This window comes from Patulibacter brassicae, assembly GCF_033949425.1.
Taxonomy (GTDB): Bacteria; Actinomycetota; Thermoleophilia; order Solirubrobacterales; family Solirubrobacteraceae; genus Patulibacter; species Patulibacter brassicae.
Genome location: NZ_JAXAVX010000003.1, coordinates 316,618 through 341,848, shown reverse-complemented (window position 1 = coordinate 341,848; position 25,231 = coordinate 316,618). Strand labels below are relative to the sequence as shown.

21 protein-coding genes are annotated in these 25,231 nt (G+C 76.2%); 9 read left to right on the top strand and 12 right to left on the bottom strand.

Translation table 11 applies throughout. The features are described 5' to 3' along the window. Genes SK069_RS09180 through SK069_RS09165 form a run of 4 tightly spaced genes read right to left on the bottom strand, consistent with a single transcriptional unit; the run spans nucleotide 1 to nucleotide 4,812 of the window. Nucleotides 1-1,992, bottom strand: a complete 1,992-nt coding sequence (locus tag SK069_RS09180; protein WP_319953915.1) for a linalool dehydratase/isomerase domain-containing protein — start codon at nucleotides 1,990-1,992, stop codon at nucleotides 1-3. Then, nucleotides 1,989-3,548, bottom strand: coding sequence for a flavin-containing monooxygenase (locus tag SK069_RS09175; RefSeq protein WP_319953914.1), 1,560 nt, complete (start codon nucleotides 3,546-3,548; stop codon nucleotides 1,989-1,991). The genes SK069_RS09180 and SK069_RS09175 overlap by 4 nt, the downstream gene beginning before the upstream one ends. Then, entirely contained in the window at nucleotides 3,545-3,961 is a 417-nt protein-coding gene (locus tag SK069_RS09170; RefSeq protein WP_319953913.1) for a hypothetical protein, read from the bottom strand. Before SK069_RS09170 ends, SK069_RS09175 begins: the two co-directional genes overlap by 4 nt. Further along, a complete protein-coding gene (locus tag SK069_RS09165) occupies nucleotides 3,958-4,812 on the bottom strand; it encodes an SDR family NAD(P)-dependent oxidoreductase (RefSeq protein ID WP_319953912.1) in 855 nt (284 codons plus the stop codon). Before SK069_RS09165 ends, SK069_RS09170 begins: the two co-directional genes overlap by 4 nt. A gap of 88 nt (nucleotides 4,813-4,900) precedes the next feature. On the opposite strand from SK069_RS09165, the gene SK069_RS09160 reads away from it, so the two are divergent. The 3 genes from SK069_RS09160 (at nucleotide 4,901) to SK069_RS09150 (ending at nucleotide 8,442) form a co-directional block, all read left to right on the top strand. Continuing rightward, the gene (locus SK069_RS09160; protein ID WP_319953911.1) at nucleotides 4,901-6,109 is read left to right on the top strand and encodes a helix-turn-helix domain-containing protein; all 1,209 of its coding nucleotides are present in this window, start codon (nucleotides 4,901-4,903) and stop codon (nucleotides 6,107-6,109) included. 99 nt (nucleotides 6,110-6,208) lie between these two features. After that, on the top strand, nucleotides 6,209-8,041 hold the full coding sequence (locus SK069_RS09155; protein WP_319953910.1) for an acyl-CoA dehydrogenase: 1,833 nt from the start codon (nucleotides 6,209-6,211) through the stop codon (nucleotides 8,039-8,041). Next, nucleotides 8,041-8,442: a hypothetical protein gene (locus tag SK069_RS09150; protein WP_319953909.1), complete on the top strand. Its 402-nt coding sequence runs from the start codon at nucleotides 8,041-8,043 to the stop codon at nucleotides 8,440-8,442. The genes SK069_RS09155 and SK069_RS09150 overlap by 1 nt, the downstream gene beginning before the upstream one ends. 204 nt (nucleotides 8,443-8,646) lie before the next feature. Here the strand turns inward: SK069_RS09150 and pyrE are convergent, their stop codons facing one another. The 4 genes from pyrE to SK069_RS09130 form a co-directional block, all read right to left on the bottom strand. After that, a complete protein-coding gene (gene pyrE, locus SK069_RS09145) occupies nucleotides 8,647-9,204 on the bottom strand; it encodes an orotate phosphoribosyltransferase (protein WP_319953908.1) in 558 nt (185 codons plus the stop codon). A 23-nt stretch (nucleotides 9,205-9,227) separates the two neighbouring features. Further along, nucleotides 9,228-10,220, bottom strand: a complete 993-nt coding sequence (locus SK069_RS09140) for a L,D-transpeptidase family protein (protein WP_319953907.1) — start codon at nucleotides 10,218-10,220, stop codon at nucleotides 9,228-9,230. Between the two features lie 109 nt (nucleotides 10,221-10,329). Next, entirely contained in the window at nucleotides 10,330-11,181 is an 852-nt protein-coding gene (locus tag SK069_RS09135) for a CPBP family intramembrane glutamic endopeptidase (RefSeq protein WP_319953906.1), read from the bottom strand. Between the two features lie 123 nt (nucleotides 11,182-11,304). Next, on the bottom strand, nucleotides 11,305-12,612 hold the full coding sequence (locus SK069_RS09130) for a mannosyltransferase family protein (protein ID WP_319953905.1): 1,308 nt from the start codon (nucleotides 12,610-12,612) through the stop codon (nucleotides 11,305-11,307). 228 nt (nucleotides 12,613-12,840) lie between these two features. On the opposite strand from SK069_RS09130, the gene SK069_RS09125 reads away from it, so the two are divergent. The 3 genes from SK069_RS09125 to thiL all read left to right on the top strand — a co-directional run bounded on the left by SK069_RS09125 (nucleotide 12,841) and on the right by thiL (nucleotide 16,282). Continuing rightward, a complete protein-coding gene (locus SK069_RS09125) occupies nucleotides 12,841-14,883 on the top strand; it encodes a transglycosylase domain-containing protein (protein ID WP_319953904.1) in 2,043 nt (680 codons plus the stop codon). Nucleotides 14,884-15,016: 133 nt separating this feature from the next. Further along, nucleotides 15,017-15,235 carry a translation initiation factor IF-1 gene (gene infA / locus SK069_RS09120; RefSeq protein WP_007577037.1) on the top strand — a complete coding sequence of 73 codons (219 nt, stop codon included), beginning with the start codon at nucleotides 15,017-15,019 and terminating at the stop codon, nucleotides 15,233-15,235. Between the two features lie 54 nt (nucleotides 15,236-15,289). Next, nucleotides 15,290-16,282: a thiamine-phosphate kinase gene (thiL, locus tag SK069_RS09115; protein WP_319953903.1), complete on the top strand. Its 993-nt coding sequence runs from the start codon at nucleotides 15,290-15,292 to the stop codon at nucleotides 16,280-16,282. 9 nt (nucleotides 16,283-16,291) lie between these two features. On the opposite strand, the gene SK069_RS09110 is transcribed toward thiL, so the two are convergent. Next, nucleotides 16,292-17,032, bottom strand: coding sequence for a sortase (locus SK069_RS09110; protein ID WP_319953902.1), 741 nt, complete (start codon nucleotides 17,030-17,032; stop codon nucleotides 16,292-16,294). Continuing rightward, complete coding sequence (locus SK069_RS09105) at nucleotides 17,029-18,771, bottom strand: M28 family peptidase (protein WP_319953901.1); 1,743 nt, start codon at nucleotides 18,769-18,771, stop codon at nucleotides 17,029-17,031. The genes SK069_RS09110 and SK069_RS09105 overlap by 4 nt, the downstream gene beginning before the upstream one ends. A 149-nt stretch (nucleotides 18,772-18,920) precedes the next feature. Between SK069_RS09105 and SK069_RS09100 the strand changes: the two genes are divergently transcribed. The 3 genes from SK069_RS09100 to SK069_RS09090 are packed head-to-tail and all read left to right on the top strand — an operon-like array spanning nucleotide 18,921 to nucleotide 22,257. Next, nucleotides 18,921-19,619, top strand: a complete 699-nt coding sequence (locus SK069_RS09100; RefSeq protein WP_319953900.1) for a response regulator transcription factor — start codon at nucleotides 18,921-18,923, stop codon at nucleotides 19,617-19,619. Next, nucleotides 19,616-21,061, top strand: a complete 1,446-nt coding sequence (locus tag SK069_RS09095; RefSeq protein ID WP_319953899.1) for a sensor histidine kinase — start codon at nucleotides 19,616-19,618, stop codon at nucleotides 21,059-21,061. The genes SK069_RS09100 and SK069_RS09095 overlap by 4 nt, the downstream gene beginning before the upstream one ends. Continuing rightward, on the top strand, nucleotides 21,058-22,257 hold the full coding sequence (locus tag SK069_RS09090) for a S1C family serine protease (RefSeq protein WP_319953898.1): 1,200 nt from the start codon (nucleotides 21,058-21,060) through the stop codon (nucleotides 22,255-22,257). Before SK069_RS09095 ends, SK069_RS09090 begins: the two co-directional genes overlap by 4 nt. Nucleotides 22,258-22,374: 117 nt before the next feature. Here SK069_RS09090 and SK069_RS09085 read toward each other — a convergent pair whose 3' ends face one another. Beyond that, nucleotides 22,375-23,832: an aldehyde dehydrogenase family protein gene (locus tag SK069_RS09085; RefSeq protein WP_319953897.1), complete on the bottom strand. Its 1,458-nt coding sequence runs from the start codon at nucleotides 23,830-23,832 to the stop codon at nucleotides 22,375-22,377. A 74-nt stretch (nucleotides 23,833-23,906) separates the two neighbouring features. After that, entirely contained in the window at nucleotides 23,907-25,169 is a 1,263-nt protein-coding gene (locus SK069_RS09080) for a cytochrome P450 (RefSeq protein ID WP_319953896.1), read from the bottom strand. Nucleotides 25,170-25,231 lie beyond the last annotated feature (62 nt).

Genomic DNA, 25,231 nt, shown 5'->3' with positions numbered 1-25,231 from the left:
TCAGTCCTCCGGCGTGATGGCGAGGGCCACGCGGTCGTCGAGGTCGACGTGGACGGTCGCCTCGCCGCGCTCGTCGGCGACGAGCGCCTCCTCGACCGCGCCGGTGAGCCGGTAGCGGGCACCGGCGCGCAGCCGCTTCAGCGCCAGCGGTTGACGACCGCTGCCGCCGGCGCGGCCGGGGCGCAGGACGAGCCGCAGGTCCCGCCCGTCCGAGACGGCGCGGGCGACGAGGACGTCCGGGTAGGCGCAGCCGTCGAGCAGCGGACCGGTCGCCCACGCCTCCGGCAGCCCGTGGGCGACGCGGTGGCGGTGGCCGGCGGGGTTGGCGACCTGGGCGCCGAAGAGCGCCCCGTTGCTCAGCGTGCTCGCCGCGCGGTAGTGCTTCACGCCGCCCTCGACGACCGGGTCCAGCTGCGCCTCGCCGTCGGCGCCCAGGCGCGTGGCGAGCTCCGTGTCGCCCATCTCCAGCGCCGCCCAGCGGATCGCGGCGAACGCCGTCGCCGGCACCGGCTGGTAGTTGCCGGTGTCGATCCGGTCCCAGCCCTTCATGTCGATCTGGACCGGGCCATCGGCGGGGATCCGGATCCACTCGTGGCGGACGATCTCGTACAGCGCGCGGGAGAGGTCGGGGAAGACCGGCGCGAGCTGCCAGATGACCGCGGCGTCCGAGAGGATCGACGTCATCGCCGGGATCGAGAGGCCGGTGAGCGAGGACCGGATGCCGACCGTGCGCCCGTCGACGGAGAGGAACTCGTCCTCGAACCCGCGCCGGAAGCGCGGCAGCAGCCGCTCGGCGTGGTCCGTGCCGAAGAGCCGGTCGTGGATCGGCAGCGGCAGGATCCCGTAGCCGTTGCAGAGCGCGTAGATCCAGTTCGGCTCGCACGGGTAGAGCGTGAAGTCCGACCGCTCGAAGTTCTCCACGAGCGCGCCGACGATCGAGTGCAGGTCGTAGGCGTACTCGGGTCCGCGCGGGTGGCGGAAGGTGATCGAGCCCGGCTTCGAGAAGCAGTCGTCGCCGGTGTTGGAGACGTAGCTGGCGATCTGGTACCCGAGCCAGCCGGTGAGCATGATGTTGTCCCGCGGGACCGGGTCCGGGTTGTGGCGCAGGTGCCCCCAGGCGCTCTCCTTCGCCCAGTAGGACCAGTTGATCCGCTCCTCCCACTTGCGGATCATGTTCCGCTGCGCGGCGCTGAGGTACCCGTGGAACGCCGGCGTGCGCGCGAACTGCATCGTCGAGAGCGCGTGGCCGAGCGTCGTGAGCTGGTACCGGATCGAGCTCGTCTGGAACTGCTCGATCTTGTCGAAGCCCTCGAACGACGCGGTCGGCTGCAACGCCCGATCGAGCACCCAGCGGGCGTGCGCGAGCTCGTCCGGGGTGAGCTCCGGCCCCGCCTCCGGGGCCGGCGCCGACGCCGCGCTGACGCGCACGTCGACCGCGGCGCGGCGCTCGTCGAGGAACCGGTCGCGGGCGGCACGGCGCTCGATCGCGCGGCGGTGGGCGCGCTCGCGGGCCACCGCAGCCCCGGCGATCGCCGCGCCCGCGGCGGCCGGGACGACCGTCCGGGCACCGCGCCACCGCACCCCGGAGCGGCCGGCGTGCGCCGCGCTGCCGAGCCACGCGGCGGCGGGAGCGACGATGTTCCCCGAGCCGAGCCAGGCGACGAGCGAGAGCCCGAACCCGACCTGCGTCCCGGCCCAGGCGAGCGGTCGCCCGCCGCTGAGGTAGCCGGCGCCGGGGGCGACGAGCCCGAGCGCCGCGTTCGCGGCGCCGCGACGGCCCGCGAGGCGCGCGACGACGGCGCCGGTCCCGGCGACCGCCGCGTACGCCGCGACGGTGCGGCGCAGGCGCGCGGTCGTGACGGGGCCGTCCGGGCGGTCGCGGGCGGGCAGGCGCGCGATCCCGGGCTCGCGCAGCGCGTCCTCGGGACGCAGCCAGGCGGGCTCGCCGGTGGTGGTCGGGTCGCCCTGGGCGGGCCGCTCGACGGTGCTCATGCCGAGACCTCCGCGGAGGCGTGCGGCGCGGCGGAGGTGGTCCCCGCGCCGCCCGTCCCGGCGTCGCGGGCGAACGCGCCGCCGCCGTGCTCGTAGATCCCCGGGTCGAAGACCCGCGTGCGGCGGCCGTACTCGACGTGCGAGCCGACCCAGACCTGCGTGACCTTGCCCGCCTCCGTCGTGTACCAGCCGGGGCAGGGGCGGGTGAAGACCGTGCCCTGCAGCCGCTGCTGCAGCTCGTCGTTGAACGCGTCGTGGACGCCGCGCCGCACGTCGACCCAGCCGCCCGTGCGCCCGACGTGCTCGACGGCCTGGCGGGCGTACGCGGCCTGGCGCTCGAGCAGCCAGACGATCGTGTTCGTCAGCGACCCGGTGTTCGGGCCGTAGCTCATGAAGAGGTTCGGGAAGCCGGGGGTCGCGAGGCCGAGGTAGGCCTCCGGGCCGTCCCGCCACGCGTCGCGGATCTCGACGCCGTCGCGGCCGACGATCCGGATCGGGGCGAGGTACTCCGTGGCGGTGAAGCCGGTGCACCAGACGACGACGTCGGCGTCGACCTCGGTCCCGTCGGCCAGGGTCACGCCCCCGGCGCGCAGCGCGGTCACGGCGGTGCGGCGGACGTCGACGTCGGGCCGCGCGAGCGTCCGGAACCACTGCGAGGAGAGGAGGATCCGGTTGCAGCCCAGCGGGTAGTCCGGGGTCGCCGCGGCCGCCTTCTCCGGGCCGACGGTCCGCTCGATCTTCCAGCGCAGGAACGCCTCCCAGCCCTTGCGCAGCGGATCCATCCGGCGCTTCGTCAGCGGGAAGCGCGACTCGAACCACCACCACATCGCGTCGCGGTAGCGGCGGTGCAGCGACGGGAAGCGCCGCAGCAGCGCCTTCTCCAGCCCGGACGGCGCCCGGTCGTACTTGCCCACGACCCAGCTCGGCGAGCGCTGCACGACGGTCAGGTGCCGCGTGCGGTCGGCGATCGCCGGCACGACCTGGATCGCCGACGCGCCCCCGCCGACGACGACGACCCGCTTGCCGGTGAGGTCGACGTCGTGGTCCCACTCCGCGGAGTGGAAGTCGATCCCGCCGGCCTGCTCGAACGCCTCGCGGCCGGGCAGGTCGAGGATCCGCGGGCGGGAGAGCTGCCCGGTGGCGCAGAGGAGGACCTGCGCGTCGTAGACCTCGCCGGTCGTCGTGGACACGCGCCAGCGCCCGGCGCCCTCGTCGAAGGTCGCCTCGGTGACCTCGCGCCCGTAGCGGACGTGGGGCAGCACGCCCTGCTCGTCGGCGACGTCGTGGAGGTACTGGCGGATCTCGGCCTGGGAGCCGAAGCGGCGGGACCAGTCGACCTTCAGCGCGTAGGAGAACTGGTAGATCACCGACGGCACGTCGCAGGCCGCGCCGGGGTAGGAGTTCGCCTGCCAGACGCCGCCGACGTGGTCGGCGCGCTCGAGCACGACGTAGTCGTCGATCCCGGCGCGCTGCAGCTCGATCGCCATCGCGAGGCCGCCGAAGCCGGCGCCGACGATCGCGACCCGCGTGCGGGTGGTCGTGGAGGTGGTGGTCATCGTGCGGGCTCCTGGTGGCGGCCGAGCCGGGCGGAGGCGAGCAGCGCGCTCCAGCCGGCGACGTGGAAGGCGAGGTCGGCGGGGGCGCCGCTGATCGCGACGGCCCCGAGCAGGTGGTGGTCGACGAGCGGCAGGACGGTCCACGCCGCGCCGAGCGCGAGCAGGCCGGGCGCCGTCGTCGTGGCGGCGACGAGCGCGCCGGGCGCGCGCAGCGCCAGGGCGGCGAGGACCGGGACGGCGAGGAGGCCGGTGGTCGGACCCTCGACCGCGGCGCCGCCGAGCGCCGCGAGCAGCAGCACGACGAGCGTCGTGGCCAGCGCGCCGAGGGCGATCGCCGCGACCGTCGTGGCGGCGTCGGCCGGCAGGAGGGCGCGCGGCCCGGGCCGGCGCGGCGGGACGGCGGGCGCGCTCATCGCGGGCTCCCGGACGGCGGCGCGACGGGCGCCTCGCCGGTCGGCGAGATGCCCGCGTTGCGGTTGCGCCCCTGCTCGTCGAGGAACATGAGGTCGGCCCCGAGCCGGCGCGCGGTCGCGTCGGCGATCCCGCGCGGCAGGAGCTCGGTGAGGCGGACCATGACGCCGGCGGAGCGCGGCACGACGAGGTCGCGCCGGCCGCGCTCGAGCGCGTCGGCGATCCCCCGACCGACCTGGTGGGGCTGGGCGACCGGGATCAGCCCCGACACGGCGCCCGCGGTGATCCGCGTGTTGGCGAACGACGGCATGACGAGCGTGAAGCCGACGCCGGAGCCGTGATGCTCGCGCCGCAGCGCGCGGGTCATGCCGACGACGGCGTGCTTCGTGCCGCAGTAGCTCGCCATCCCGGCGGCGACGGTCCGTCCCGCGATCGAGGCGACGTTCACGATCTCGCCCGAGCGGCGGGCGAGCATCGCCGGCAGCGCCAGGCGCACCCCGCGGGCGACGCCGAGGACGTTGATCTCGTAGAGCCGCCGCAGCAGGTCGTCGTCCTGCTCGAGGAACGGGCCGGTCGGCATGATCCCGGCGTTGTTCACGAGCACGTCCACCCGGCCGCCGTGCTCCGCCGCCTGGGCGAGGAACCCGGCGAACGACGCGTCGTCGGTGACGTCGAGGGGCAGGCCGATCCCGTCGAGGACGGCGGCCTCCTCGCGGGCGAGGTCGGCGTCGAGGTCGCCGAGCACGACGAGCGCGCCGCGGCGGGAGAGCTCGCGGGCGGTCGCGAGGCCGAGCCCGCGCGCGGCGCCGGTGATCGCGACCGTGCGGCCGGCGAGCGAGGAGCGTTCCGTCATGCGTGACAGCCTCCCGGGCGCCCTGCCCCGTGCGAAGGGGCAACGCGCCCCACGGCTACGCCGTTCTGGTGCAGACTGCACCACGGCGATGCCTCCGCGCCTCCGTCAGCTCGTCACCGACGACCTCACCGCCCACGCCGACGACTACGCGGCGCGGGTCGTGCAGCGCGTCGACGCGGAGCTGCCGGGGATGCTCGCGCACGACGAGCTCGCCGAGCTCGCCCGGGTCGGCAGCCGCGCGCTGCTCGTCGAGTTCCGCGACGCGCTGCGCGTCGGCCTGCGCGAGCGCTACCGCGCGCCGGCGGCCACCACCGCCTACGCGCTGCGGCTGGCGAGCCGCGACGTGCCGCTCGCCGACGTCCTGCGCTCGTACCGGCTGGGGCAGGAGGCGGTCGTGGCGATCGCCTCGCGGCTGGCGGCGGAGGCCGAGCTCGAGGACGCGCCGGGCGAGCTCGGCGACCTCATCGGCCTCTCGTTCCGGTTCGTCGACGACGTCATGCGCGACGTCACCGCGACGTACCAGCGCGAGCGCGAGCAGGCCGTCCGCACGAACGTCGCGCGCGCCAGCGCGACCGTCCGGCGGATCCTCGCCGGCGAGGCCGTCGACCGCGACGAGGCCGAGCGGCTGCTCGCCTACCGCCTCGACGGCCCGCACGTGGCGCTCGCGCTGCGCTCGGCGCGCGAGGACGGCGACCACCATGCCGCGCTCATCGCCGAGCAGGTCCGCGACGTGCTGCGGCCGCTCGCGCGCGGTCGGCCGCTGATCGCCCCGGGCGCGGACGGGCGGCCGGCGGCCTGGATCACCCGCGACGCCCCGCTCGACGCCCGCGAGCGTGCGACGCTCGACGAGGCGCTGCGGCGGCTCGAGCTCGGTGCGACGGTCTCCGAGCCCGGTCGTGGCCCGGACGGCTTCGCCGCCGCGCACGAGCAGGCGCGGCGCGCCGAGCGCGCGGTCCCGGCCGGTCGCCGGGGCCTCGTCGCGTACCGGGACGTCGCGCTGCTCGTCCTCCTGCTCGCCGACCCGGAGGGCGCCCGCCGCTTCGCGGCCGAGGAGCTCGGCCCCCTCGCCGCCGACGGCCCGGGTCCCGCCGAGCTGCGCGCGACGCTCGCCGCGCTGCTGGCCTGCGGCCAGGACCGGTCCCGCGCCGCCCTCGCGCTCGGCCTGCACCGCAACACGGTCACCCGTCGCCTGCGCCGCGCCGAGGCCCTGCTCGGCCACCGCCTGGACGAGCGCACCCGCGAGGTCGAGGCGGCGCTGGCGATCGTCGAGGGCCGCTCCGGCACGGGGACCGGCTGAGCATCGCGCCGGGCGGCCGGCCGCGGCGACCGGGTCCGGCGACGCCGCGCCCGCGGCGGCGTAGGCTCGCGGGCGCGACGATCCCGGAGGGACTGCACGATGGCCACGACCGAGACCACCACCGACCAGGGCACGCTGCTGTCCCGGCGCGACCTGCGCTTCCTCCTGCACGACTGGCTCGACGTCGCCGCGCTCGCGGAGCGCGAGGCGTTCGCGGGGCAGTCGGCCGAGCTCTACGACGAGGTCCTCGCGCTCGCGGAGCGGCTCGCCGTCGAGCGGTTCGCACCGCACAACCGCGCCGCCGACGAGCACGAGCCGCACGTCGACCAGGACGGTCGCGTCGTGCTCGTCGAGGGGGTGCGCGAGGCGCTCGCCGCCTACGCCGAGGCCGGCTTTGGCGGGCTGGCGCTGCCGGAGGAGGTCGGCGGCATGAACCTGCCGACGACGATCTCGCAGGCGGCGCTCGCGTGGCAGCAGGCGGCGAACGTCGGCACCGCGGCGTACCCGATGATCGCCACGGCGGCCGCGAACCTCCTGCTCGCCACCGGGTCGGAGGAGCAGATCGCCACCTGGGTGCCGCCGATCGCGGAGGGCCGCTTCGCCGGGACGATGTGCCTCTCGGAGACGCAGGCCGGCTCGTCGCTGGGCGACATCGCCACGCGCGCGGAGCCGCAGGCCGACGGGAGCTTCCGCCTCTTCGGCTCGAAGATGTGGATCTCCGGCGGCGAGCACGAGCTGACGGAGAACATCGTGCACCTCGTGCTCGCGAAGCTCCCCGACGCGCCCGCGGGCACCAAGGGGATCTCGCTCTCCCTCGTCCCCCGCTTCCTCCTCGAGGACGGCGGATCGATCGGCGAGCGCAACGACGTCGCGCTCGTCGGCCTGAACCACAAGATGGGCTGGCGCGGCACGGTGAACACCGTGCTGGCCTTCGGCGAGGGCGGGCAGCGGCCGGGCGGCGCGCCCGGCGCGGTGGGGTGGATCGTCGGCGAGCCGGGACAGGGCCTCGCCGGGATGTTCCACATGATGAACGAGGCCCGGATCGGCGTCGGCCTCGGCGCCGTGGCCCTCGGGTCGACGGGCTACCGCAAGGCGCTGCGCTACGCCCGCGAGCGGCCGCAGGGCCGGCCACTGGGGGCGAAGGACCCCGCCGCGCCGCAGTCCCCGATCGTCGAGCACCCCGACGTGCGCCGGATGCTCTTGGCGCAGAAGAGCTACGTCGAGGGCGGCCTCGGGCTGCTCATGTACTGCGCGAAGCTCGTCGACGACGAGCGCAGCCTGGACGACGCGGAGGCCCGCGCCCGGGCGCGGCTGCTGCTGGAGGTCCTCACCCCGATCGCGAAGTCGTGGCCGTCGCAGTGGTGCCTGGAGGCCAACGCGCTGGCGATCCAGGTCCACGGCGGCTACGGCTACACCCGCGACTACGAGGTCGAGCAGCACTACCGCGACAACCGCCTGAACCCGATCCACGAGGGCACGCACGGGATCCAGGCGCTCGACCTGCTCGGCCGCAAGGTCACGATGCAGCGCGGCGCCGGGCTGGCGCTCCTGGCCGAGACGATCGGCGCGACCGTCGCGCGGGCCCGGCACGAGGGCGGCGAGGCGGCCCAGCTCGCCGACGCGCTCGCCGGGACGCTCGAGCGGCTGCTGGAGGTCACCGGGATCCTGTGGGGCGACGGCCCCGCCGGGGCCGAGGTCGCGCTGGCGAACGCCACGGCGTACCTCGAGGCCGCCGGGCACCTCGTCGTCGCCTGGATCTGGCTCGAGCAGTGGCTGGCGACCGCCGGCCGGGAGGGCGACTTCCACGACGGCAAGCGGCAGGCCGCGCGGTACTACTTCCGCCACGAGCTGCCGCGGACCGGCCCGCAGCTCGACCTGCTCGCCGCGCGCGACCGGACGATGCTGGAGACCCGGGACGCGTGGCTCGACTGATGGCCCGCGATCGTCCCTCGCCCCTCGTGCGCTCCGGCACCGCCGAGCTCGCGGCCGGCGCGCTCTCGGGCTGGGTCTTCACGCTCTGCCGCCAGCAGCCGGAGCTCGCGCGGCGGCTCGGGATCAAGCACCCGGCGCGGATCCGCCAGTGGCACCTCGACCTCGCGGCGCTCGGCACGGCGTCGGTCGCGCTCGGCGCCGCGCTGCCCGACGCCCCGCGGGTGCCGACGCGCGCGCTGCAGATCGGCGCGTGGACGATCGCGATGGCGTTCCTGCCGCTCGCGTTCTCCGACGACCTCGACCAGGGCCTGCCCTACCAGGCGGCCGCGGTGGGCTCGTTCGTCGCCACCACCGTCGGCTTCTGCGGGCTGGCGGTCCACGCCTGGCGCGCGGGCCGCTGAGCGCGGAGCCCGCGCGAGGCGGCCTCGGTCGGCTCCGGCGGCGTCGACGACGGGAACCGGACGGGTCAGGCGCCGATCGGGTAGATCCGGAGCCCGGTGCAGGAGGCGAGCCGGTCGACGTCGGCGTCGGCGTGCAGCAGCGGCGCGCCCGTGCGGACGCACGGGGCGGCGATCAGGCAGTCGAGGGCGCCGCCGGTCCCCGGCTCAGCGCGCGGGGCGGTCCGGGTAGACGTCGTCGATCGTCGTCAGCGCGACGTACGGGGCGCCGGCGGCCTGCTCGATCCGGGCCGCGCCCCCCATCAGGCGGTCGAGGACCGAGACGACGCCGACGACCGTCCGGCCCTCGGCCTGCAGCGCCTCGAGCGCCTGCACCGTCGAGCCGCCGGTGGAGACGACGTCCTCGACGACGAGGCAGCGGTCGGCGTCGGTCAGCAGCGGCCCCTCGACGCGGCGCTGGAGCCCGTGGGCCTTGCTCTCCTTGCGCACGAAGAACGCGTTGGCCCGCGCCCCGCCGGCGAGCGCCGCGCACGCGACGGGGTCCGCGCCCATCGTCATGCCGCCGACGGCGGTCGCGCCCAGGCGGGCCGCCTGATCGGCGACGAGCGCGCCGAGCGCGAGGAAGCCGGCCGGACGCAGGATCGCCCGCTTCGCGTCGACGTAGTACGACGCGGTGAGCCCGCTCGTGAGCGTCACCTCGCCGAGCACGAGCGCGTGCTCCCGCAGCTCGGCGATCAGCGTGGCCTTCGCGTCGGCGGTCCCCATGCGCGGCAGGCTAGTCCAGCCGCTCAGACGTACGTGTCGACGATCGTGCCCATCCGGATCCAGTCGTAGATCGAGCGGGCGTCCTCCATCGGGACCCGGAAGCAGCCGTGGCTCGCGCGGTAGGTCGGCACGGACGGATAGCCGTGGACCGCGTAGCCGCGGATGAAGTACGAGGAGGCGTACATCCCCTTCGCGTTCGTGCCGGGGTCCTTGCGGTACACGCGGAACGTGCCGCGGATCGTCGGGGTCGCCGGCGCGCCGGGGGAGGTGTGGTAGATCCGCTCGACCTTGCCGCCCTCGCCGATGAGCGCGAGCACCTGCCGGCGGATGTCGCCCTCGATGTGGCGGCCGTGGCTCGGGAAGCGGACCTTGAAGGTGCCCTTCCCGGCGCGCAGGCCCTCGAAGACGGCGCGGTTGGCCTGCGTCGTCAGCGCCATCCCGGTGACCTTGCGGTACGCGAGGACGGCGCGGCTCGTCCGGGCGTCGTAGCGCCCGGCGCGGCCCGGGACGTAGCCCTTCGCCTTGAGCTTGCGCTGGAGCCACGTGACGGCGGTGCCCGAGGCGCCGGCCTTCACGCTCGGCGTGAACTGCTGGACGATCTGGGTCTCCCGGCCGGTCGGGGCGGCGGGCTGCCCCTCGCCGATCCGCGTCCGCACGACGACGCGGCTGGCGCTCGCGCTGCGGTACGACGCGCGGACGACGCCCTTCGCGGAGTCCTTGACCGGCTTCAGCGTCACCCGCTTCACCGTCCGGCGCGTGCCGGCGGTGAACTCGAACGTCACCTTCGTGCCGGGCACGTACCGGTCGGTGACGACGAGGGCGCGCCAGGTGCTGCCCTTGAACGAGAGGTTGCCCGGGGCCTTCTCGATCGAGAGCTTCAGGTCGAGCGCCGGTGGCGCGGCCGGGGCGGCCGGCGCGGGCGCCGGAGCGGGGTCCTGGGCCTGGGCGGACGCCGCGGACACGAGGACCAGCGGGACGGCGGAGGCCAGCGCACCGGCGCGAAGGGAGGCTCTCATGGCGGACACGATACCCCGGCGCTCGCGGGCCGAAGCCGCCCGCCGCGCGGGCCGAGCGCCCCGGTCCGTCGGTGGGCCGCGCGCGACGGCGTCGTGACGTGGACCGCGCTCAGCGTGCGGGCAGGAACGGCGCGTCGCCGGCGCCGCGCCGGACCCCGACGCCCAGCAGCGCGAGGATCGCCATCGCCGCCACCCATAGCGCGATGCCCTGCCCCGCGCTCCAGTCGGCGGCCTGCGTGATCGCGACGGTGTTGTTCGTCGCGTGCAGGACGATCGGCAGGTACAGCGAGCCGGTCCACTGGTAGAGGAGGCAGAGGACCGCGCCGAACAGGGCGAGGATCGGCAGGAAGCCGACGTCGGTGCCCGCGGCGTGGAGCGCGCCGAAGAGGAGGCCGTCGATCACGGCCGCCAGGGCGATCGCGAGCCAGCCGGGGGCGATCCGGCCGAAGGTCGTGCGCAGGCCGGGGTAGACGACGCCGCGCAGCAGCGTCTCCTCGCCGATCGGCGCCAGGACGGTCACCGCCAGGCCGATGACGATCCCGGCGAGGGCCGAGACGTTGACGCCGAGCTTGTCGGGCAGCTCGTCCTGCTCGTCGGCGACGCCCAGCAGGTGCGCCAGGCCCGACGACAGCACGAGGTACGCGACGGCGGCGCCGACGAGCAGGCCGATCGCCAGCCACGTCCGTCGCGGCCCGCGCCAGCCGAGGTCGCGCCGGCCGATCCGGTGGCCCATGACCGCCAGGAGCGCGATCGGCGCGGCGACGAAGATGACGTTCTGCAGCACCATCGAGATGGCGTTGCCGGTGACCTCGGCGGTCCCCGTGTCGTCGCCGATCACGACCTGGGGGATGCCGGCGAAGAGCGTGAGGCCGATCGCGGTGACGAGCGCGAGGATCCCCTCGAGGGCGCCCCAGCGGCGGCCCGTGGCGGGGGTCTCGGGCTCGGGCCGCGCGTCGCTCACGGCGGAGAACGGTAGCCGTCCCGCCGCGGCGGAGCGGCGGCCGTCGCGGTCCACGGCCGGGCGAGGGGACCGACGGGGCGCCGACGGGCGCCGCATGGAGCCCGGACCGGCCTGCGACGAGGCTCAGGCGACGAAGGTCCAGCGGGCGGTGAGGGCCGCCACGAGCGCCAGCAGCGCCCCGCCGGCGACGGCGAGCGTCCAGCGCCAGCCCGCGCCCCGGCGGCCGAGCCACCACGCCAGCCAGATCGCCAGCGGGAAGAGGACCCCGACGAAGCGCGGCAGCGACATGAGCGGCTGGGTCCCGCCGTCGGCCGAGGCCGGCGAGCAGAGCGGCATGAGCAGCGCGAGCCCGGCGTACGCGGTGAGGCTCGGCCGCAGGCGCCGCGCCGTGCCGACGAGGCAGAGCAGCGCGCCCACGAGGCAGAGCAGCAGCGCGACGTTCAGCCGGGCGAGCCCGAGCATGCCCTCCGCGGGCGCCCGCTCCAGGCCGAGGACCTGCCCCGCGCCGTGCCAGCCGGCGACGAGGCCGTCCCACGCGCCGATCCACGGCGCGGTCGTCTGGCGCTGCCATTCGGCCTGGACGTCGAACGGCGCCGTCCACGGGTGGCCGGCGAGCGCGAGCCCGACGAGGAAGGCGACGAGCCCGAGCGGCACCATGCCCGCCGCCAGCGCGGCGGTGGGCGCGTCCGGCAGCGGCCGCCGCTCGTGGAGCGCGGCACGACGCTGCTCCCACCAGACGACGACGAGGACCGCGGCGAGGACGATGCCGGCGCTGCGGGTCGCCGACGCGAGCGCGCCGAGCGTGCCGGCGAGCAGCCACCGCCCCTGGTGGGCCGCGAGGATGCAGCCCGCGGCGAGCAGGAGGAACAGCCCCTCCGTGTACACCGCGCTGAGCCAGAGCGAGCCGGGGAAGAGCAGCAGCGCCCAGACCGCGCGGTCGGCGACCCGGCGGCCGAGCTCGCGCTCGGCGATCCGGTGGACGAGCATCGCGCCGCCGAACGCCGCGACCGCCGAGAGGACGAGCCCCGCCACGAGCGGGGTGAGCGCGAACCCGAGGACCCGGACGAGCAGCGGGTAGAGCGGGAAGAACGCGGTCCGCGGCTCGTATCCGGCGGGATAGCGGACGTCGGCGACGTCCAGGAGCCAGGCGCTGTCCCAGCGCGCCAGCGGCGCGATGATCGTGCTCAGCGGCTCGCCGAGCGCCGTCGTCCGGCCCTGGGGGTCGTAGACGTCGTCGACCGGGACGATCCCCCAGATCGCGACGGCGAGCGCTCCGGCCACGAGGACGATCAACCGCGTCACGAGGAACGCGGGGAGCACCGCGCGGGCCGTCTCGGCCCAGCTCGTCGCGCGCGCCGGGACGGGCGCGACGACCGCGGCGCGTCGCAGCCGCAGGGGCGGGTCCTGCTCGAGGGTCGCGTCGCGCGCCATCCGGGGGCATGCTGGCAGCCCGGCCGCCGGCGACGCTCCCGGGGACGCGCCCGCGGTCCGCTGCCGGCCCGCGTCGCGGGACGGACGCGCGACCGGCGGCCCGCGCCCGCCACTTCCGTTTCAACCGGCAGGAGAACCGGCGGCGGCCCGGTACTCTGGGAGGCACCCCGCTCCCGGTCGTGGTGCATCGACCGTCCTCCAGCGCACCGCGACCACCTCCGTCGAGACATGTCCTACGCAGCCCGCAAGCGCCGTCAGCGCCGTGCCAAGGGCGGCGCCACGCGCGTCCTCCTCGTCCTGCTCGTCGCGCTCGTGACGGGCACGGTCGTGGCCGGCGCGGGCGCCGTGGGCTACGTCGCGTCGATCGCCGACGACGTCGACCTCGACGACCTCAAGCCGGCTGATCCGGGTGCGAACTCCGTCGTCTTCGCCGCCGACGGGACGAAGCTCGGCTACATCGACGGCCCGATCCTGCGCCAGTCGATCCGCGGCGAGGAGATGGGGCGCTACATCCGCCAGGCGACCGTCGCCGTGGAGGATCGCCGCTTCTACCAGCACGGCGGGGTCGACGTGGAGGGCGTGGCGCGGGCAGCGATCCGCAACGTCACCGAGGGCGCCAACCGCGAGGGCGCGTCGACCCTCGAGATGCAGCTCATCCGGAACCTCTACACCGGGGACCGGGACGAGAGCTACAAGCGGAAGATCCGCGAGGCGAAGCTCGCCGACCAGCTCGAGAAGCGCCATCCCGGGCGCGAGGGCAAGGAGTGGGTGCTGACGAAGTACCTCGACTCCGTCCCGTACGGCAACGCGCGCAACGGCCAGAACATCATCGGCGTCGCGGCCGCGGCGCGGGTGTACTTCAACAAGCGCCCGAAGGACCTGACGCTCGCCCAGGCGGCGACGATCGCCGGTCTCCCGCAGGCCCCGTCGGACTACAACCCCTTCTACCACCCGGACGCCGCGCTGAAGCGCCGCAACGACGTCCTGCGACGGATGGCCGAGCAGGGCTACATCGGGTACGAGGAAGCGGCCGAGGCGCAGGACAAGCCGCTGGGGCTCAAGGCGTCGGACTACTACACGCGCCGCCGCGAGCAGTTCGTCATCGACTACGTCCGCGCGGAGCTGATCAAGAAGTACGGCGCCAACCGGGTGCGCGAGGGCGGCATGCGGATCCACACGACGATCAGCCTGAAGCGGCAGCAGCTCGCCCGCGCGGCGCTCGCGAAGAACTTCGTCCCGGGCGGCCCGGCGTCGGCGATCGTCTCGATCAACCCGAAGACCGGCGACGTCACGACGATGGCCTCGACCGCCTCCTACGCGGACTCGAAGTACAACCTCGTCACGCAGAGCGAGCGCCAGCCGGGCTCGACCTTCAAGACCGTCGTGCTGATGGCGGCGCTGCGGGCCGGGATCGACCCGGACTCCACGAGCTACACGTCGGTGAGCGGCCAGAAGCTGACGCCGGACGGTTGGGCGCCGAAGACGTTCTCGGGCAAGAGCGGCGGCACGATGTCGATCACGAAGGCGACCCTCGCCTCCGACAACTCCGTCTACGCGCAGCTCGACCTCGACGTCGGGCCGCAGAACGTCACGAAGGCCGCGCGCCTCATGGGCATCACCTCGACGCTGCAGTCGCTCCCCGCCGAGTCGCTCGGCGGCCTGAAGCACGGCGTCAACCCGCTGGAGATGGCGCGCGCCTACTCGACGATCGCCAACGGCGGCAAGCGGATCACGCCGCGGATCGTCACCCGCGTCGAGCTGCCCAACGGGCGTACGCTGCGCCCGCAGAACGTGAAGGCGGTCCGGACCTTCAGCGCCGGCGTCGCGAGCAAGGCGACCGAGATCCTCGCGAAGAACGTCCAGGGCGGCACCGGCCGCAAGGCGATCCTCTCGAACTGCCCCGCGGCCGGGAAGACCGGCACGACCGACCGCGCGGCCGACGCGTGGTTCGCCGGCTTCACGAAGGGCATGACGACGGTGACCTGGGTCGGCTACCCGAAGAGCACGCTGCTCTCCACCGGTGAACAGGGCGGCGGGCGCCCGGCGCAGACCTGGCACGACTTCATGGCCAGCGCGGTCGACGATCGCGTCTGCGGGCCGTTCCCGAAGGCGCCCTTCCAGGGGAGCCGCGGCACCGGCGAGCACGCGTCGGGCGGGTCGAAGGCGCTGCGCGGCGACGACGACGCCGCGGGCCCCGACTCCGACGTGCCCGGCACGGGCACCCCCGACCCCGGCGCCTACGAGCAGCCGCTCCAGGACCTCCCGCGCTGAGGAGCGTCCCTCGCGGGCCGGGTCGACGGCGCGCGTCGCCGTCGCGCGGGCGGGCGGGATCGCCGCCGTGGCGGGCGATCGCGGCCCTCGGGCGGCCCGCGCCGGACGCCGACCCGGTGCTACCGTGGGTGGGATGGCCAAAGAGGACAAGGTCGAGTTCGAGGGCGAAGTCGTCGAGGCGCTGCCGAACGCGATGTTCAAGGTGCAGCTCGACAACGGCCACGAGGTGCTCGGGCACGTCGCGGGCAAGATGCGCCGCTTCCGGATCCGGATCCTGCCGGGCGACCGCGTGCGGGTGGAGGTCTCCCCGTACGACCTGAGCCGCGCTCGGATCGTCTACCGCCACCGCTGATCGCGCGCCGCTGAGCCGCGCGGCACGGCGGCCGCCTCCTCCGCCCTCCGTCCGATGGCCGAGCGCGACCTCATCGAGCGCGTCGTGGCCGGTCTCGGCCGGCGGGGCGATCGGCTGCTCGTCGGCCCCGGCGACGATGCCGCGGTGGTGCGCGCCGACGCGCTCGCCGTCACGAGCACCGACACGACCGTCCTCGGCGTCCACCTGCCGCCGGACGGGCACCCGCGGGTCACGCCGGAGGTCGTCGGCCACCGGGCGATGGCCACGGCGCTGTCGGACCTCGCCGCGATGGGGGTCGCCCCCGGCGAGGCGTACGTCGCGCTGACCGCGCCCCCGGCGTGGGACGACGCGCGGCTCGAGGGCCTCGTGCGCGGTGCGGAGGCGGTCGCGGCCGCGACCGGGACGACGATCGCCGGCGGCGACGTGTCGGCGGGCCCCGGGCTCGTGGTCACCGTCACCGTCGTCGGCTGGGCGGCGTCGGAGGCCGAGCTCCTGCGCCGCGACGGGGCGCGGCCCGGGTGGTCGGTCGGCGTCACCGGCGTCCTCGGCGGCAGCGCGACCGGGCTGGCGCTCCTCACCGACCCGCGGCTGGCCGGGGCCGACGTCCCGGCGCCCTGCCCGCCCGCTGAGGCGGAGGCGCTGATCGAGCGCTACCTGCGCCCGACGCCCCTCGTGGCCCTCGGGCGGCGGCTGCGCGCCGCCGGCGCCGTCGCGGCCATCGACCTCTCCGACGGCGTGGCCACGGACGCCGACCACCTCGCGCGGCGCTCGCGGGTGCGGATCGACGTCGACGTCGACGCGCTGCCCCGGCAGGCGGGCGTCGACGCCGTCGCCGCGGCGCTCGGCGCCGATGCGGCCCGGACCGCCGCGGAGGGCGGCGAGGACTTCGAGCTGCTCGTCGCCGCGCCCCCGGCGGCGCGCGAGGCGCTCGCCGCGCTGGGCGTCCGCTGGGTCGGCACGGTCCACGACGCCGGGGGCGCGCCGGGCGCGCGCCTGCTGCGCGACGGCGCCCCGCGCCCGTGGCGCGGCTGGGAGCACGGCGCCTGACCGGCGCGGTCAGGACGCCCAGGACGGGCGGGCCAGGACGGCGGAGTCCAGCCGCGCCGAGACGACGAGCCGCCGCGCCGCGCTGAACGGCGGGTCGCAGGCGGTCAGCACGAGGCGGTCCTCGCGGCGCCGGTCGAGGACCCAGACCGCGTCGGGCGCGACGCTGCGCACCGTCGTCACGCGGTAGCGGACCCGGCCGTAGGCGAGCTCGACGGTGATCGGGTCCCCGGGACGCATCCGGTCCAGGTGGCGGAACGGGGCGCCGTACGTCGTGCGGTGCCCGGCGATCGCCGCCGTCCCGGGGGCGCCGGGCAGCGGCTGCGAGGGATAGAGCCCCGGACCGCGCTCCAGCGGCCCGCGGTCGACGCCCTGGACCACGACCTGGTCGAGGCCCAGCCGCGGGATCCGCAGCCGGGCGGCGGGCTCGCCGCTCCGCAGGGCCTGCCGCTGGCGCCGGGCGAGGAACGCCATGCGCGCCCGGTCGTCGGCGAGCTCGGCGACGGCGAGCCGCTCGGCGCCGGCGGGCGGGGCCGGGAGTCGCTCCGCGAGGCCCCGCTGGCGCAGGTGGCCGACGACCGCGGTGACCGGCTCCTGCCACCAGAGCGTCGCGGCGACGTCGGCGAGGACGAGGGCCCCCGCGAGGGCGAGCGTCGTGCCGAGCGTCCGCACGAGCTCGCGGGGCGTCACGCGGCGGTCGCGGGTCGCCGTCCGCGACGCGCCGCGGCGACCGGACCCCGGCGACGGGCTCATCGGTCCTCGACGAGCAGGGGCGCGTCGTCGCGCCGGCGCCGCGGCCCCCGGCCGGGGGCCGCCGCCCGCCCACGCGGCCGCCGGCCCCGCGGCAGCAGCATGAGCGTCGTGGCGAGCAGCGCGCCGAGGACGACGCTCGTCAGCAGCATCGCGACCGGCGTGATCTGCCCACCCGCCACGAGCAGCACGAGCCACCACGGCAGGTCCACGACGCCGACGTCGAGCGCGCCGGAGACCGAGACGAGGGCCGCGAGCGGCAGCAGCGCGCCGGTGCCCAGCAGCAGCCAGCGGTGCAGCGGCCGCAGCATCGGCAGCGACAGCGCGGCCGGCCACGCCAGCAGCGCGGGCACGAGCAGGATCGCGGCGAGCGGCTCGAGGACGACGAGCGTCAGGACGACGGCGACGAGCGCGGCGAAGACCGCGGTGGCGACCGCCACCGGGGTCGGCTCGTCGGGGCCGGGCGCCTCGCGCGCCAGGCGGGGGCGGCTGAGGACGACGGTCGTCACGAGGATCGCCGCGAGCAGCACGACGAGCGCCCAGGACCCGACGCCGAGCTCGAGCGCGGGTCCCGCGAACGGCGCGGGGACGGCCGGGGACACGATCCCGATCCGCCCGAGGCCGATCGCGAGGAGCCCGGCGACGAGCGGCCCGGTCGCGCAGCCAGCCGCCCACGCGGCGCCGGGCAGCAGCGGGTGACCGTCGCGCGCGAGGGTCAGCGCGACGACGACCGCCGGGAAGAGCAGCGGCAGCACGAGGGCCAGCAGCAGGACCTGCAGCGACCACTGCGGCAGGAGCCGGCCCACGATCGCCAGCTCGGTCTGCGGCGCGCCGACGCCGACGCGGGTGCGGTCCAGGGCGTGGAGGGTGCGGAGGACGGCGCGACCGTAGGCCCCCATCCGGGGCGCCTCGACGGGGGCGTCCGCCGCGGGCGGCACGGCGGAGCCCGAGGTGACGAGGACGGCCGGGATCCGCGCCTGGTTCAGCTCGCCCTGCTCGCCGACCGTCGCGGGCAGCGAGCGTCGCACGATCTGCGACCAGGGGCCGGCCTGCGGGCTGACGGCGAGGCCCTCCTGGCGCATCGCGGCGACGACGGAGCGCTGCAGCCGCAGCGGCGCCGACGGGCCGCGGTTGGACCACGTGACGACCTCCGGCGTCCGGGACGGCGGCCCGCTCACGTCGCCGAGCACGAGCACCGCGGCGGCCTGCCCGCGCAGGGTGCGCGCGAGCCGGGTCGCGCCGGTCAGCCCGCCCCCGGAGGCGCCGCTCGTGGAGACGAACTGGATCGTGTGGTCGAAGCGGGACTCGCCGACGGCGCGCGCGAGCGCGAGCAGCGCCGCGGTCCCGGAGAGCTCCGCCTTCGACCCCGGCTCGAGCGCGTCGCGGTGCGCGACGACGACGAGCCCGGGCCCCGGCCGCCCGCGGACGGTCGCCGAGACGTTCTCGAGCTCCCGGCTGCCGTCGGGGGTGTCGGCGCGGAAGCGGTCCCGATCGATCGACGCCGTCGGCAGGGCGCGCCGGAGCTCGGCCGCCATCCGGGTCGCGAGCAGCGCGTCGCCGGACGACCCGGCGCGGCGGCTCGGGTAGCGCTGGGCGAGCTCGTCGAGCTGCCGCGACGCGGCCGAGGCGTCGAAGGTCTGCCCGCCGAGGCCGCCCGTCAGCGGACGCGGCGTCGGTCGCAGCGAGAAGGCCGCGATCAGCACCGCCAGCAGGACTGCGCCGATGCCGACCCGGAGAGCCACGAGCCCGCAGGCTACCGGCGCCGCCCCGCCCCGCCCCCCGCCCCTGGGGACGTCCGGCCCGAGGCGGGCGGGCGCCGACCACGGGCGGGCGGTCGCGACCGCCCCCGCTAGGCTTGCAGGACGCGGTCGCTGCGCCCGCGCCCCGCGAGATGGACGCCCCCGCCCGCATCCTGGTGGTCGACGACGAGGAGTCGATCCGCGCGCTCCTCGCCTTCCCGCTGCGGCGCGACGGCCACGAGGTGCTCACGGCCACCACCGGCCCGGAGGCGCTGGAGCAGTTCGAGCGCGGGCAACCGGACCTCGTCCTGCTCGACGTCATGCTGCCGGGGCTGGACGGCGTCGCCGTCTGCCGCGCGCTCCGCGAGCGCAGCGCGGTGCCGATCATCATGCTCTCCGCGCGCGGCGAGGAGGGCGACCGCGTCGCGGGGCTGGAGGCCGGCGCCGACGACTACGTCACGAAGCCGTTCTCCGTCCGCGAGCTGCGCAGTCGCGTGCGCGCGGCCCTGCGGCGCGCGGCGCTGCCGGCGGCGCGCCCGGGCGCCACCCCGCCGATCGAGATCGGCGACGTCGTGATCGACGCCGACCGGCGGCGCGTCGTCGTCCGCGGCGAGGAGGTCGAGCTCACGCACCTCGAGTTCGAGCTGCTCGTGACGCTCGCGCAAGCCCCGGGGCGGGTCTTCACGCGCGACATGCTGCTCGAGCGGGCGTGGGGCGGCTCGGCCTACCGCGAGCGCCGCACCGTCGACGTGCACGTCCTCCACCTGCGGGAGAAGCTCGAGCGCAACCCGAAGGCGCCGGAGCACATCATCACCGTGCGCGGCCTCGGGTACCGGTTCCGCGACCCGTGAGCGAGCGTCCCGACCGCCCGCCGCGGCCCCCCGCGGCACCGCGGCGCGCGACGCGCTGGACGCTGCGCCTGCGGCTCGTGGTGGCGTTCCTCGTCGTGACGCTCGTCGCCGTCGGCGTCATCGCGCTGCAGGTCCTGCCGACGCTCGAGTCGTCGCTGAGCCAGCAGCGGCTGCTGTCGCTGACGACCGACGCCGAGCGGGCCGCGGGCGAGCAGGAGGCCGCCGGCCGCTCGCGGCGCCCCCCGACGCCGCGCCAGGTCGTGGAGACCGTCGCCGCGCGGACCGGCGGGACCGTCACGCTGCTCGTGACCGACGACCGTCGACCCGGGGCGATGGCCGTGCGCCAGACGACCCGCGGCACCGCCGCGCCCTCGGACGCCGCGATGCGCCTCGCCGCTCGCGCGCTGCAGGTCGACCGCGCGCGGGGGGAGATCGACCGGCGGGGGCGCCTCGCCGCCCGCGTCGCGGTGCCCGTCGACCTCGGCGGCGCGTCGTCCGGGCGCGCGGTGCTCGTGGTCAGCGAGGGCCTGGAAGACGTCCACTCGACGGTCGGGCTCGTCGGACGCCGGGTGCTCTTCGGCGGCCTCCTGGCGCTGCTCGTCGCGCTCGCCGCCGGGGCGACGCTCGCCGTGGGCATCTCCGCCCGGATCCGCGCGCTCGAGCGCGGATCGCGCGAGGTCGCCGCCGGGCGCTTCACCACGCGCTTCGACACCGCCGGCGGCGACGAGCTGGGCGAGCTCGGGCGGTCGCTGGAGACGATGCGCCGGCAGCTCGCCGAGCTCGACGGCAGCCGCAAGCGGTTCATCGCCACGGCGTCGCACGAGCTCCGCACGCCGCTCTCGACGCTGTCGGGGTTCGTCGAGCTGCTGCGCGACGAGGAGCTCGACGAGGACGAGCGCCGCGCCTTCCTCGACCGGCTCAGCGCGCAGATCGGGCGCCTGACGCGCCTGGCCGACGACCTGCTGGACCTCTCCCGGCTCGAGAGCGGCGGGCTCGAGCTGCGGCCGGAGGTCTGCGACCTCCACGACGTCGCCGCGGCGGTCGCCGACGAGTTCGCGCCCGTCGTGGAACGGGAAGGACGGATCCTGCGCGTGCGGCTCGTCGGCGGGACCGTCCGGCAGCGGTGCGACCCCGACCGCGTCGCCCAGGTGATCCGGATCCTCGTGGACAATGCCCTGAAGCACGCCGACGCGAGCGCCGCGGTCGAGATCCGCGTCGCCCGCAGCGGAGGCGTCGCCCGGATCGAGGTCACCGACCACGGCCCGGGCATCGCCGCCGAGGACGTGCCCCACCTGTTCGAGCCCTTCCACGGCGCGGGGGACCGCTCCGGAGCCGGGCTGGGCCTGGCGATCGCCCACGAGCTGGCGCACCGGATGCGCGGCAGCCTGCGAGCATCGACCGCGCCCGGACGCACGACCTTCACCCTGGAGCTGCCCGCATGACCTCGACCCGCCCCGCCGCCCTGCTCGCCGGTCTCGCGCTGTTGCCCGCCGCGGCGCTGGGGCTCGCCGCCTGCGGCGACGACGAGGACGGCGCCGGCGCGGGCGCGATCACGACCCGCACCGTCGAGGTCGTGCGCGAGGCGCAGGACGGCGGCGAGGCCGCGGCGAGCGCGTCGGGCAGGACGATCGACGCCGCGCGGATCTACGAGCGGTTCGGGCCGGGCGTCGTGACCGTCCTGACGCAGGGGCGCGGCGGGCGCCAGGCGCTGGACTCCGACAGCGGGCTGGGCTCGGGCTTCGTCGTCTCCGACGACGGGCTCGTCGTGACGAACGCCCACGTCGTCACCGGCGGCGAGGGCGAGAAGCTGCGCGAGGCCGACGAGGTCTTCGTCCGCTTCGCCGATCGCAACCAGGTGCCGGCGAAGATCCTCGGCTTCGACCCGTTCAACGACGTCGCGCTGCTGAAGGTCGACCCGCGCGGCCTGCGGCTCGTGCCGCTGCGCTTCGCCTCCGCCCGCTCGCTCACCGTCGGCGAGCCGGTCGTCGCGATCGGCTCCCCGTTCGGCGAGGAGCAGTCGGTCTCGATCGGGGTCGTGTCGGCGCTGGACCGGTCGATCCGCTCGCTCACCGGCTTCGAGACCGTCGACGCGATCCAGACCGACGCGGCGATCAACCGCGGCAACTCCGGCGGTCCGCTGCTCGACGGGGACGGGCGCGTCCTCGGGATCAACTCCCAGATCGAGACGACCTCGGGCGACGGCTCCGGCGTCGGGTTCGCCGTCTCCGCCGAGACCGTCCGGCGGGCGGTCCGCCAGCTGCGCCGCGACGGCAAGGTCGCCTACCCGTACCTCGGCGTCTCGACCGTCGACGTCTACCCGCAGCTGGCCAAGCGGTTCGGGCTCGGCGTCGACCACGGAGCGTGGGTCCAGGAGGTTCCCGACGGCGGCCCGGGCGAGAAGGCCGGCGTGCGGCCCTCGAACGGGGACGCGAAGCGCTTCCAGGTCGCCGAGTACCGCACCGGCGGCGACGTCGTCGTGGCCATCGACGACCAGGAGATCCGCTCCTCGACCGACCTCGCCGAGGTCGCGCTGCGCTTCCGTCCCGGTCAGACCGTGACGCTGCGCGTCTACCGCGACGGCAAGCCGCGGAACGTCCGGCTGACGCTCGCCGAGCGCCCGCGCGTCCTGCCGCGCTGAGCGCGGGTCCCGGCGGAGCGGGGCGCATCGGCGGGGCGCCGTCACGGGCCCCGGCGTCCCGTCGCCCCGCCGACGCGGCGGCGTCGGCCGTCCCCGGTGGCCGGCTGGGCCCGCTCGTCAGCCGGCGAACGCCGCGTCGACGACCGCCCCGAGCCGCTCGTCGTAGGGCGGGTAGAGCAGGTCGATCGCGTCGTCCCGGCCCCGCACCACCACGCCGCGCGCGGTGCTGAACTCGCGGAACCCCTCGATGCCGTGGTGGCGGCCCATGCCGCTCGTCCCGCTGCCGCCGAAGCCGAGCGTCGGCAGCGCCCCCTGCAGGGCGCAGGCGTTGATGCACGCCCCGCCCGAGCGGGCCGCCCGCACGATCGCCTCGCACTCGGCGGGGTCCTCGCCGAAGACGTAGAGCCCGAGCGGCCGGTCGGTCGCGTCGATCGCCGCGACCGCCTCGCCGAGGTCGTCGTAGGGCACGAGGGGGAGGATCGGACCGAACAGCTCCTCCCGGCTCAGGCGCAGCGACGGGTCCGGATCGATCACGAGCGAGAGCGGCAGGCGCCGGCCGTCGCGCGCGGCGCCCGGCTCCAGGTCGACGATCCGCGTCCCGGCGTCGCGGGCCTCCCGCAGCAGCGCCTCGATCCGCTCGCGGTGGCGCTCGCTGATCATGCCGACGCAGTCGTCGGTGCCGGAATGCCCGGGCACCCGTGCCGCAGCCGTGTCGACGAGCAGCTCGACGAGCTCCTCGAGGCGGTCCCGGGGCACGAGGACGTGGTCGACGCTGATGCACATCTGCCCGTTCTTGATGAGCTTCGTGCCGAGGATCGCCTCCGCCGCCGCGGCGCCCACGCCGCTGGGCGTGAGGACCGCCGGGCACTTGCCGCCGAGCTCCAGCGTCACCGGCACGAGATGCTCGGCCGCGGCGCGCATCACCTCGCGCCCGACGCCGGGGCTGCCGGTGTACATGAGGTGGTCCCACGGCTGGCGGGCGAACGCCCGGGCGAGCTCCAGACCGCCGACGCTGACCGCGACGTGATCGGGGTCGAAGGTCTCCGCGACGAGCTCGGCGAGCAGCGACGCGGACGCCGGCGCGAGGTCGGAGGGCTTGATGACCACGCGGTTGCCGGCGGCGAGCATCTCGACGACCGGGCCGCAGGCGATCTCGAACGGGAAGTTCCAGGGGGCCATGTTCCCGACGACGCCCTTGGGCTCGTAGCGCATGCTCGCGCGTCCGGTGCCGTACATCCCCGGGTCGATCGCGCGCTCCTCCTCGGCCATCCAGCCGGCGAGCTCCTCGATCGCGATCGCGGCGCGTCCGGCGGGGGCGAGGATCTCGATGAGGTCGGTGAAGCGCGCCGGATGCCCGCCGAAGTCCTCGTCCACGGCGGCGCGGATCCGCGCCCGGTTGCCGACGAGCATCCCGGCGAGCGCCCGCAGGTGCGCGACGCGGCGCTCGAGGCTCGGGTACGGGTCGGCGCGGAACGCGGCGCGCTGGGCGGCGATCGTCTCCTGCAGCGCGGCGATCGCGCCGGCGTCGTCGTCGGTCGCCTCGCGGGCGACGATGGTGGAGCTGGCCAGGGTCATCGGTCCTCGTCTCGGTCGGGCCGGCCGCCACGCGGCGGCCGGAGGGTCTCGGTGCGGATCGCGGCGCGGCGCGGTCAGGCGGCCGCGGCGGCGGGGCGGCGCGCCGGCACGAGCTCCAGCGGCGCGCGGACGTAGCCGTCGACGAAGCACGAGCGGATCCGCACGGCGTCGCCGACGAGGCGGATCTCCTCCGTGCGCGCGAGCAGCTCCTCGAAGAAGACGGTGAGCTCCATCCGCGCCAGCCCCGCGCCGAGGCAGAAGTGCCGTCCGCCGCCGCCGAACGCCTGGTGGGGGCAGCGCTTGGCCCCGCGCGTCACGTCGAAGACGTCGGGGCGCTCGATCGCCCGCGGGTCGCGGCTGGCCGACGGCAGCCACATGACGACGGAGTCGCCCTCGGGGATCTCGACCCCGCCGAGCGTCACCGGCCGGGTCGTCGTGCGGCGCTGGTGGGTGAACGCCGGGCGCCAGCGCAGCAGCTCCTCGATCGCCTGGGGCACCAGCGACGGGTCGTCGCGCAGCAGCCGCAGCTGGTCGGGGTGCTCCAGGAGGGTCAGGACGCCGCTGGCGATCGTGCCCTTCGTCGAGTCGATCCCGGCCGCGAAGAGCTGGCTGAAGATCCCCACCTGCTCCTCGCGGCTCAGGCCCTCGCCCTCCCCGGCGGCGACGCCGAGGGCGGTGATCAGGTCGTCGGCGGGGTGCTGCTCGCGCTCCAGCAGCAGGCCCATGAGGTACTGCGCGGACGCCGCGAGGGCCTCGTCGCCGCGCATGCCGCCGGCGACCGCGTCGTCGGCGTTGAGGAACGCGTCGGTCCAGCGGTCCAGCTGCGGACGGTCGGCCTCCGGCACGCCGATGAGGTCGGCGACCGTCGCGTTGGCCAGGGGTCCGGCGAGGTCGTGGACGAGGTCGCAGCGCCCGCGCTCGAGGGCGGCGTCGACGAGCCCGGCGACGCGCTCGCGCATCCCGGCGCCGAGGCTCCGCACCCGCCAGGGCGTGAACGCCCGGTTCACCGTGCCGCGCATCCGGGCGTGCTCGGCGCCGTCCTTGCCGATCATCACGCTGCGCTGGACGTCGAGCGAGCCGACCTCGGCGGCGCGCATCGTGAAGCCGCCGCGCCAGGAGGAGAACGTCTCGGGGTCCTTGCTGACGGTCGTGACGTCGGCGGCGCGGGTGACGCTCCAGAACCCGGGCTGGTCGATCTCCGGCCAGTCGGCGGGGGCGGCGGTCCACATCACCGGCGCCTCGTCGCGCATCCGGCGGAAGAGCTCGTGGGGCGGGCCGTCGGCGAACGTGTCGAGGTCGCCGAGGTGCGTCTCGAAGGGGCTGAATCGCTCGGGCATCTCGCGATCGACGCTAGCCCCGCTCCGTCACCGCGAACCTGTGCGTTCCTGCCCGGTCGGGA

Bases quoted from the DNA above. Each gene is read 5' to 3' on its own strand.
- SK069_RS09125 (WP_319953904.1), top strand. From the start codon at position 12,841: ATGTCCTACGCAGCCCGCAAGCGCCGTCAGCGCCGTGCCAAGGGCGGC.
- SK069_RS09160 (WP_319953911.1), top strand. From the start codon at position 4,901: ATGCCTCCGCGCCTCCGTCAGCTCGTCACCGACGACCTCACCGCCCAC.
- SK069_RS09100 (WP_319953900.1), top strand. From the start codon at position 18,921: ATGGACGCCCCCGCCCGCATCCTGGTGGTCGACGACGAGGAGTCGATC.
- thiL (WP_319953903.1), top strand. From the start codon at position 15,290: ATGGCCGAGCGCGACCTCATCGAGCGCGTCGTGGCCGGTCTCGGCCGG.
- SK069_RS09085 (WP_319953897.1), bottom strand. From the start codon at position 23,832: ATGACCCTGGCCAGCTCCACCATCGTCGCCCGCGAGGCGACCGACGAC.
- SK069_RS09130 (WP_319953905.1), bottom strand. From the start codon at position 12,612: ATGGCGCGCGACGCGACCCTCGAGCAGGACCCGCCCCTGCGGCTGCGA.
- SK069_RS09175 (WP_319953914.1), bottom strand. From the start codon at position 3,548: ATGACCACCACCTCCACGACCACCCGCACGCGGGTCGCGATCGTCGGC.
- SK069_RS09110 (WP_319953902.1), bottom strand. From the start codon at position 17,032: ATGAGCCCGTCGCCGGGGTCCGGTCGCCGCGGCGCGTCGCGGACGGCG.
- SK069_RS09090 (WP_319953898.1), top strand. From the start codon at position 21,058: ATGACCTCGACCCGCCCCGCCGCCCTGCTCGCCGGTCTCGCGCTGTTG.
- SK069_RS09150 (WP_319953909.1), top strand. From the start codon at position 8,041: ATGGCCCGCGATCGTCCCTCGCCCCTCGTGCGCTCCGGCACCGCCGAG.
- SK069_RS09155 (WP_319953910.1), top strand. From the start codon at position 6,209: ATGGCCACGACCGAGACCACCACCGACCAGGGCACGCTGCTGTCCCGG.
- SK069_RS09080 (WP_319953896.1), bottom strand. From the start codon at position 25,169: ATGCCCGAGCGATTCAGCCCCTTCGAGACGCACCTCGGCGACCTCGAC.
- SK069_RS09140 (WP_319953907.1), bottom strand. From the start codon at position 10,220: ATGAGAGCCTCCCTTCGCGCCGGTGCGCTGGCCTCCGCCGTCCCGCTG.
- pyrE (WP_319953908.1), bottom strand. From the start codon at position 9,204: ATGGGGACCGCCGACGCGAAGGCCACGCTGATCGCCGAGCTGCGGGAG.
- SK069_RS09165 (WP_319953912.1), bottom strand. From the start codon at position 4,812: ATGACGGAACGCTCCTCGCTCGCCGGCCGCACGGTCGCGATCACCGGC.
- SK069_RS09180 (WP_319953915.1), bottom strand. From the start codon at position 1,992: ATGAGCACCGTCGAGCGGCCCGCCCAGGGCGACCCGACCACCACCGGC.
- infA (WP_007577037.1), top strand. From the start codon at position 15,017: ATGGCCAAAGAGGACAAGGTCGAGTTCGAGGGCGAAGTCGTCGAGGCG.
- SK069_RS09170 (WP_319953913.1), bottom strand. From the start codon at position 3,961: ATGAGCGCGCCCGCCGTCCCGCCGCGCCGGCCCGGGCCGCGCGCCCTC.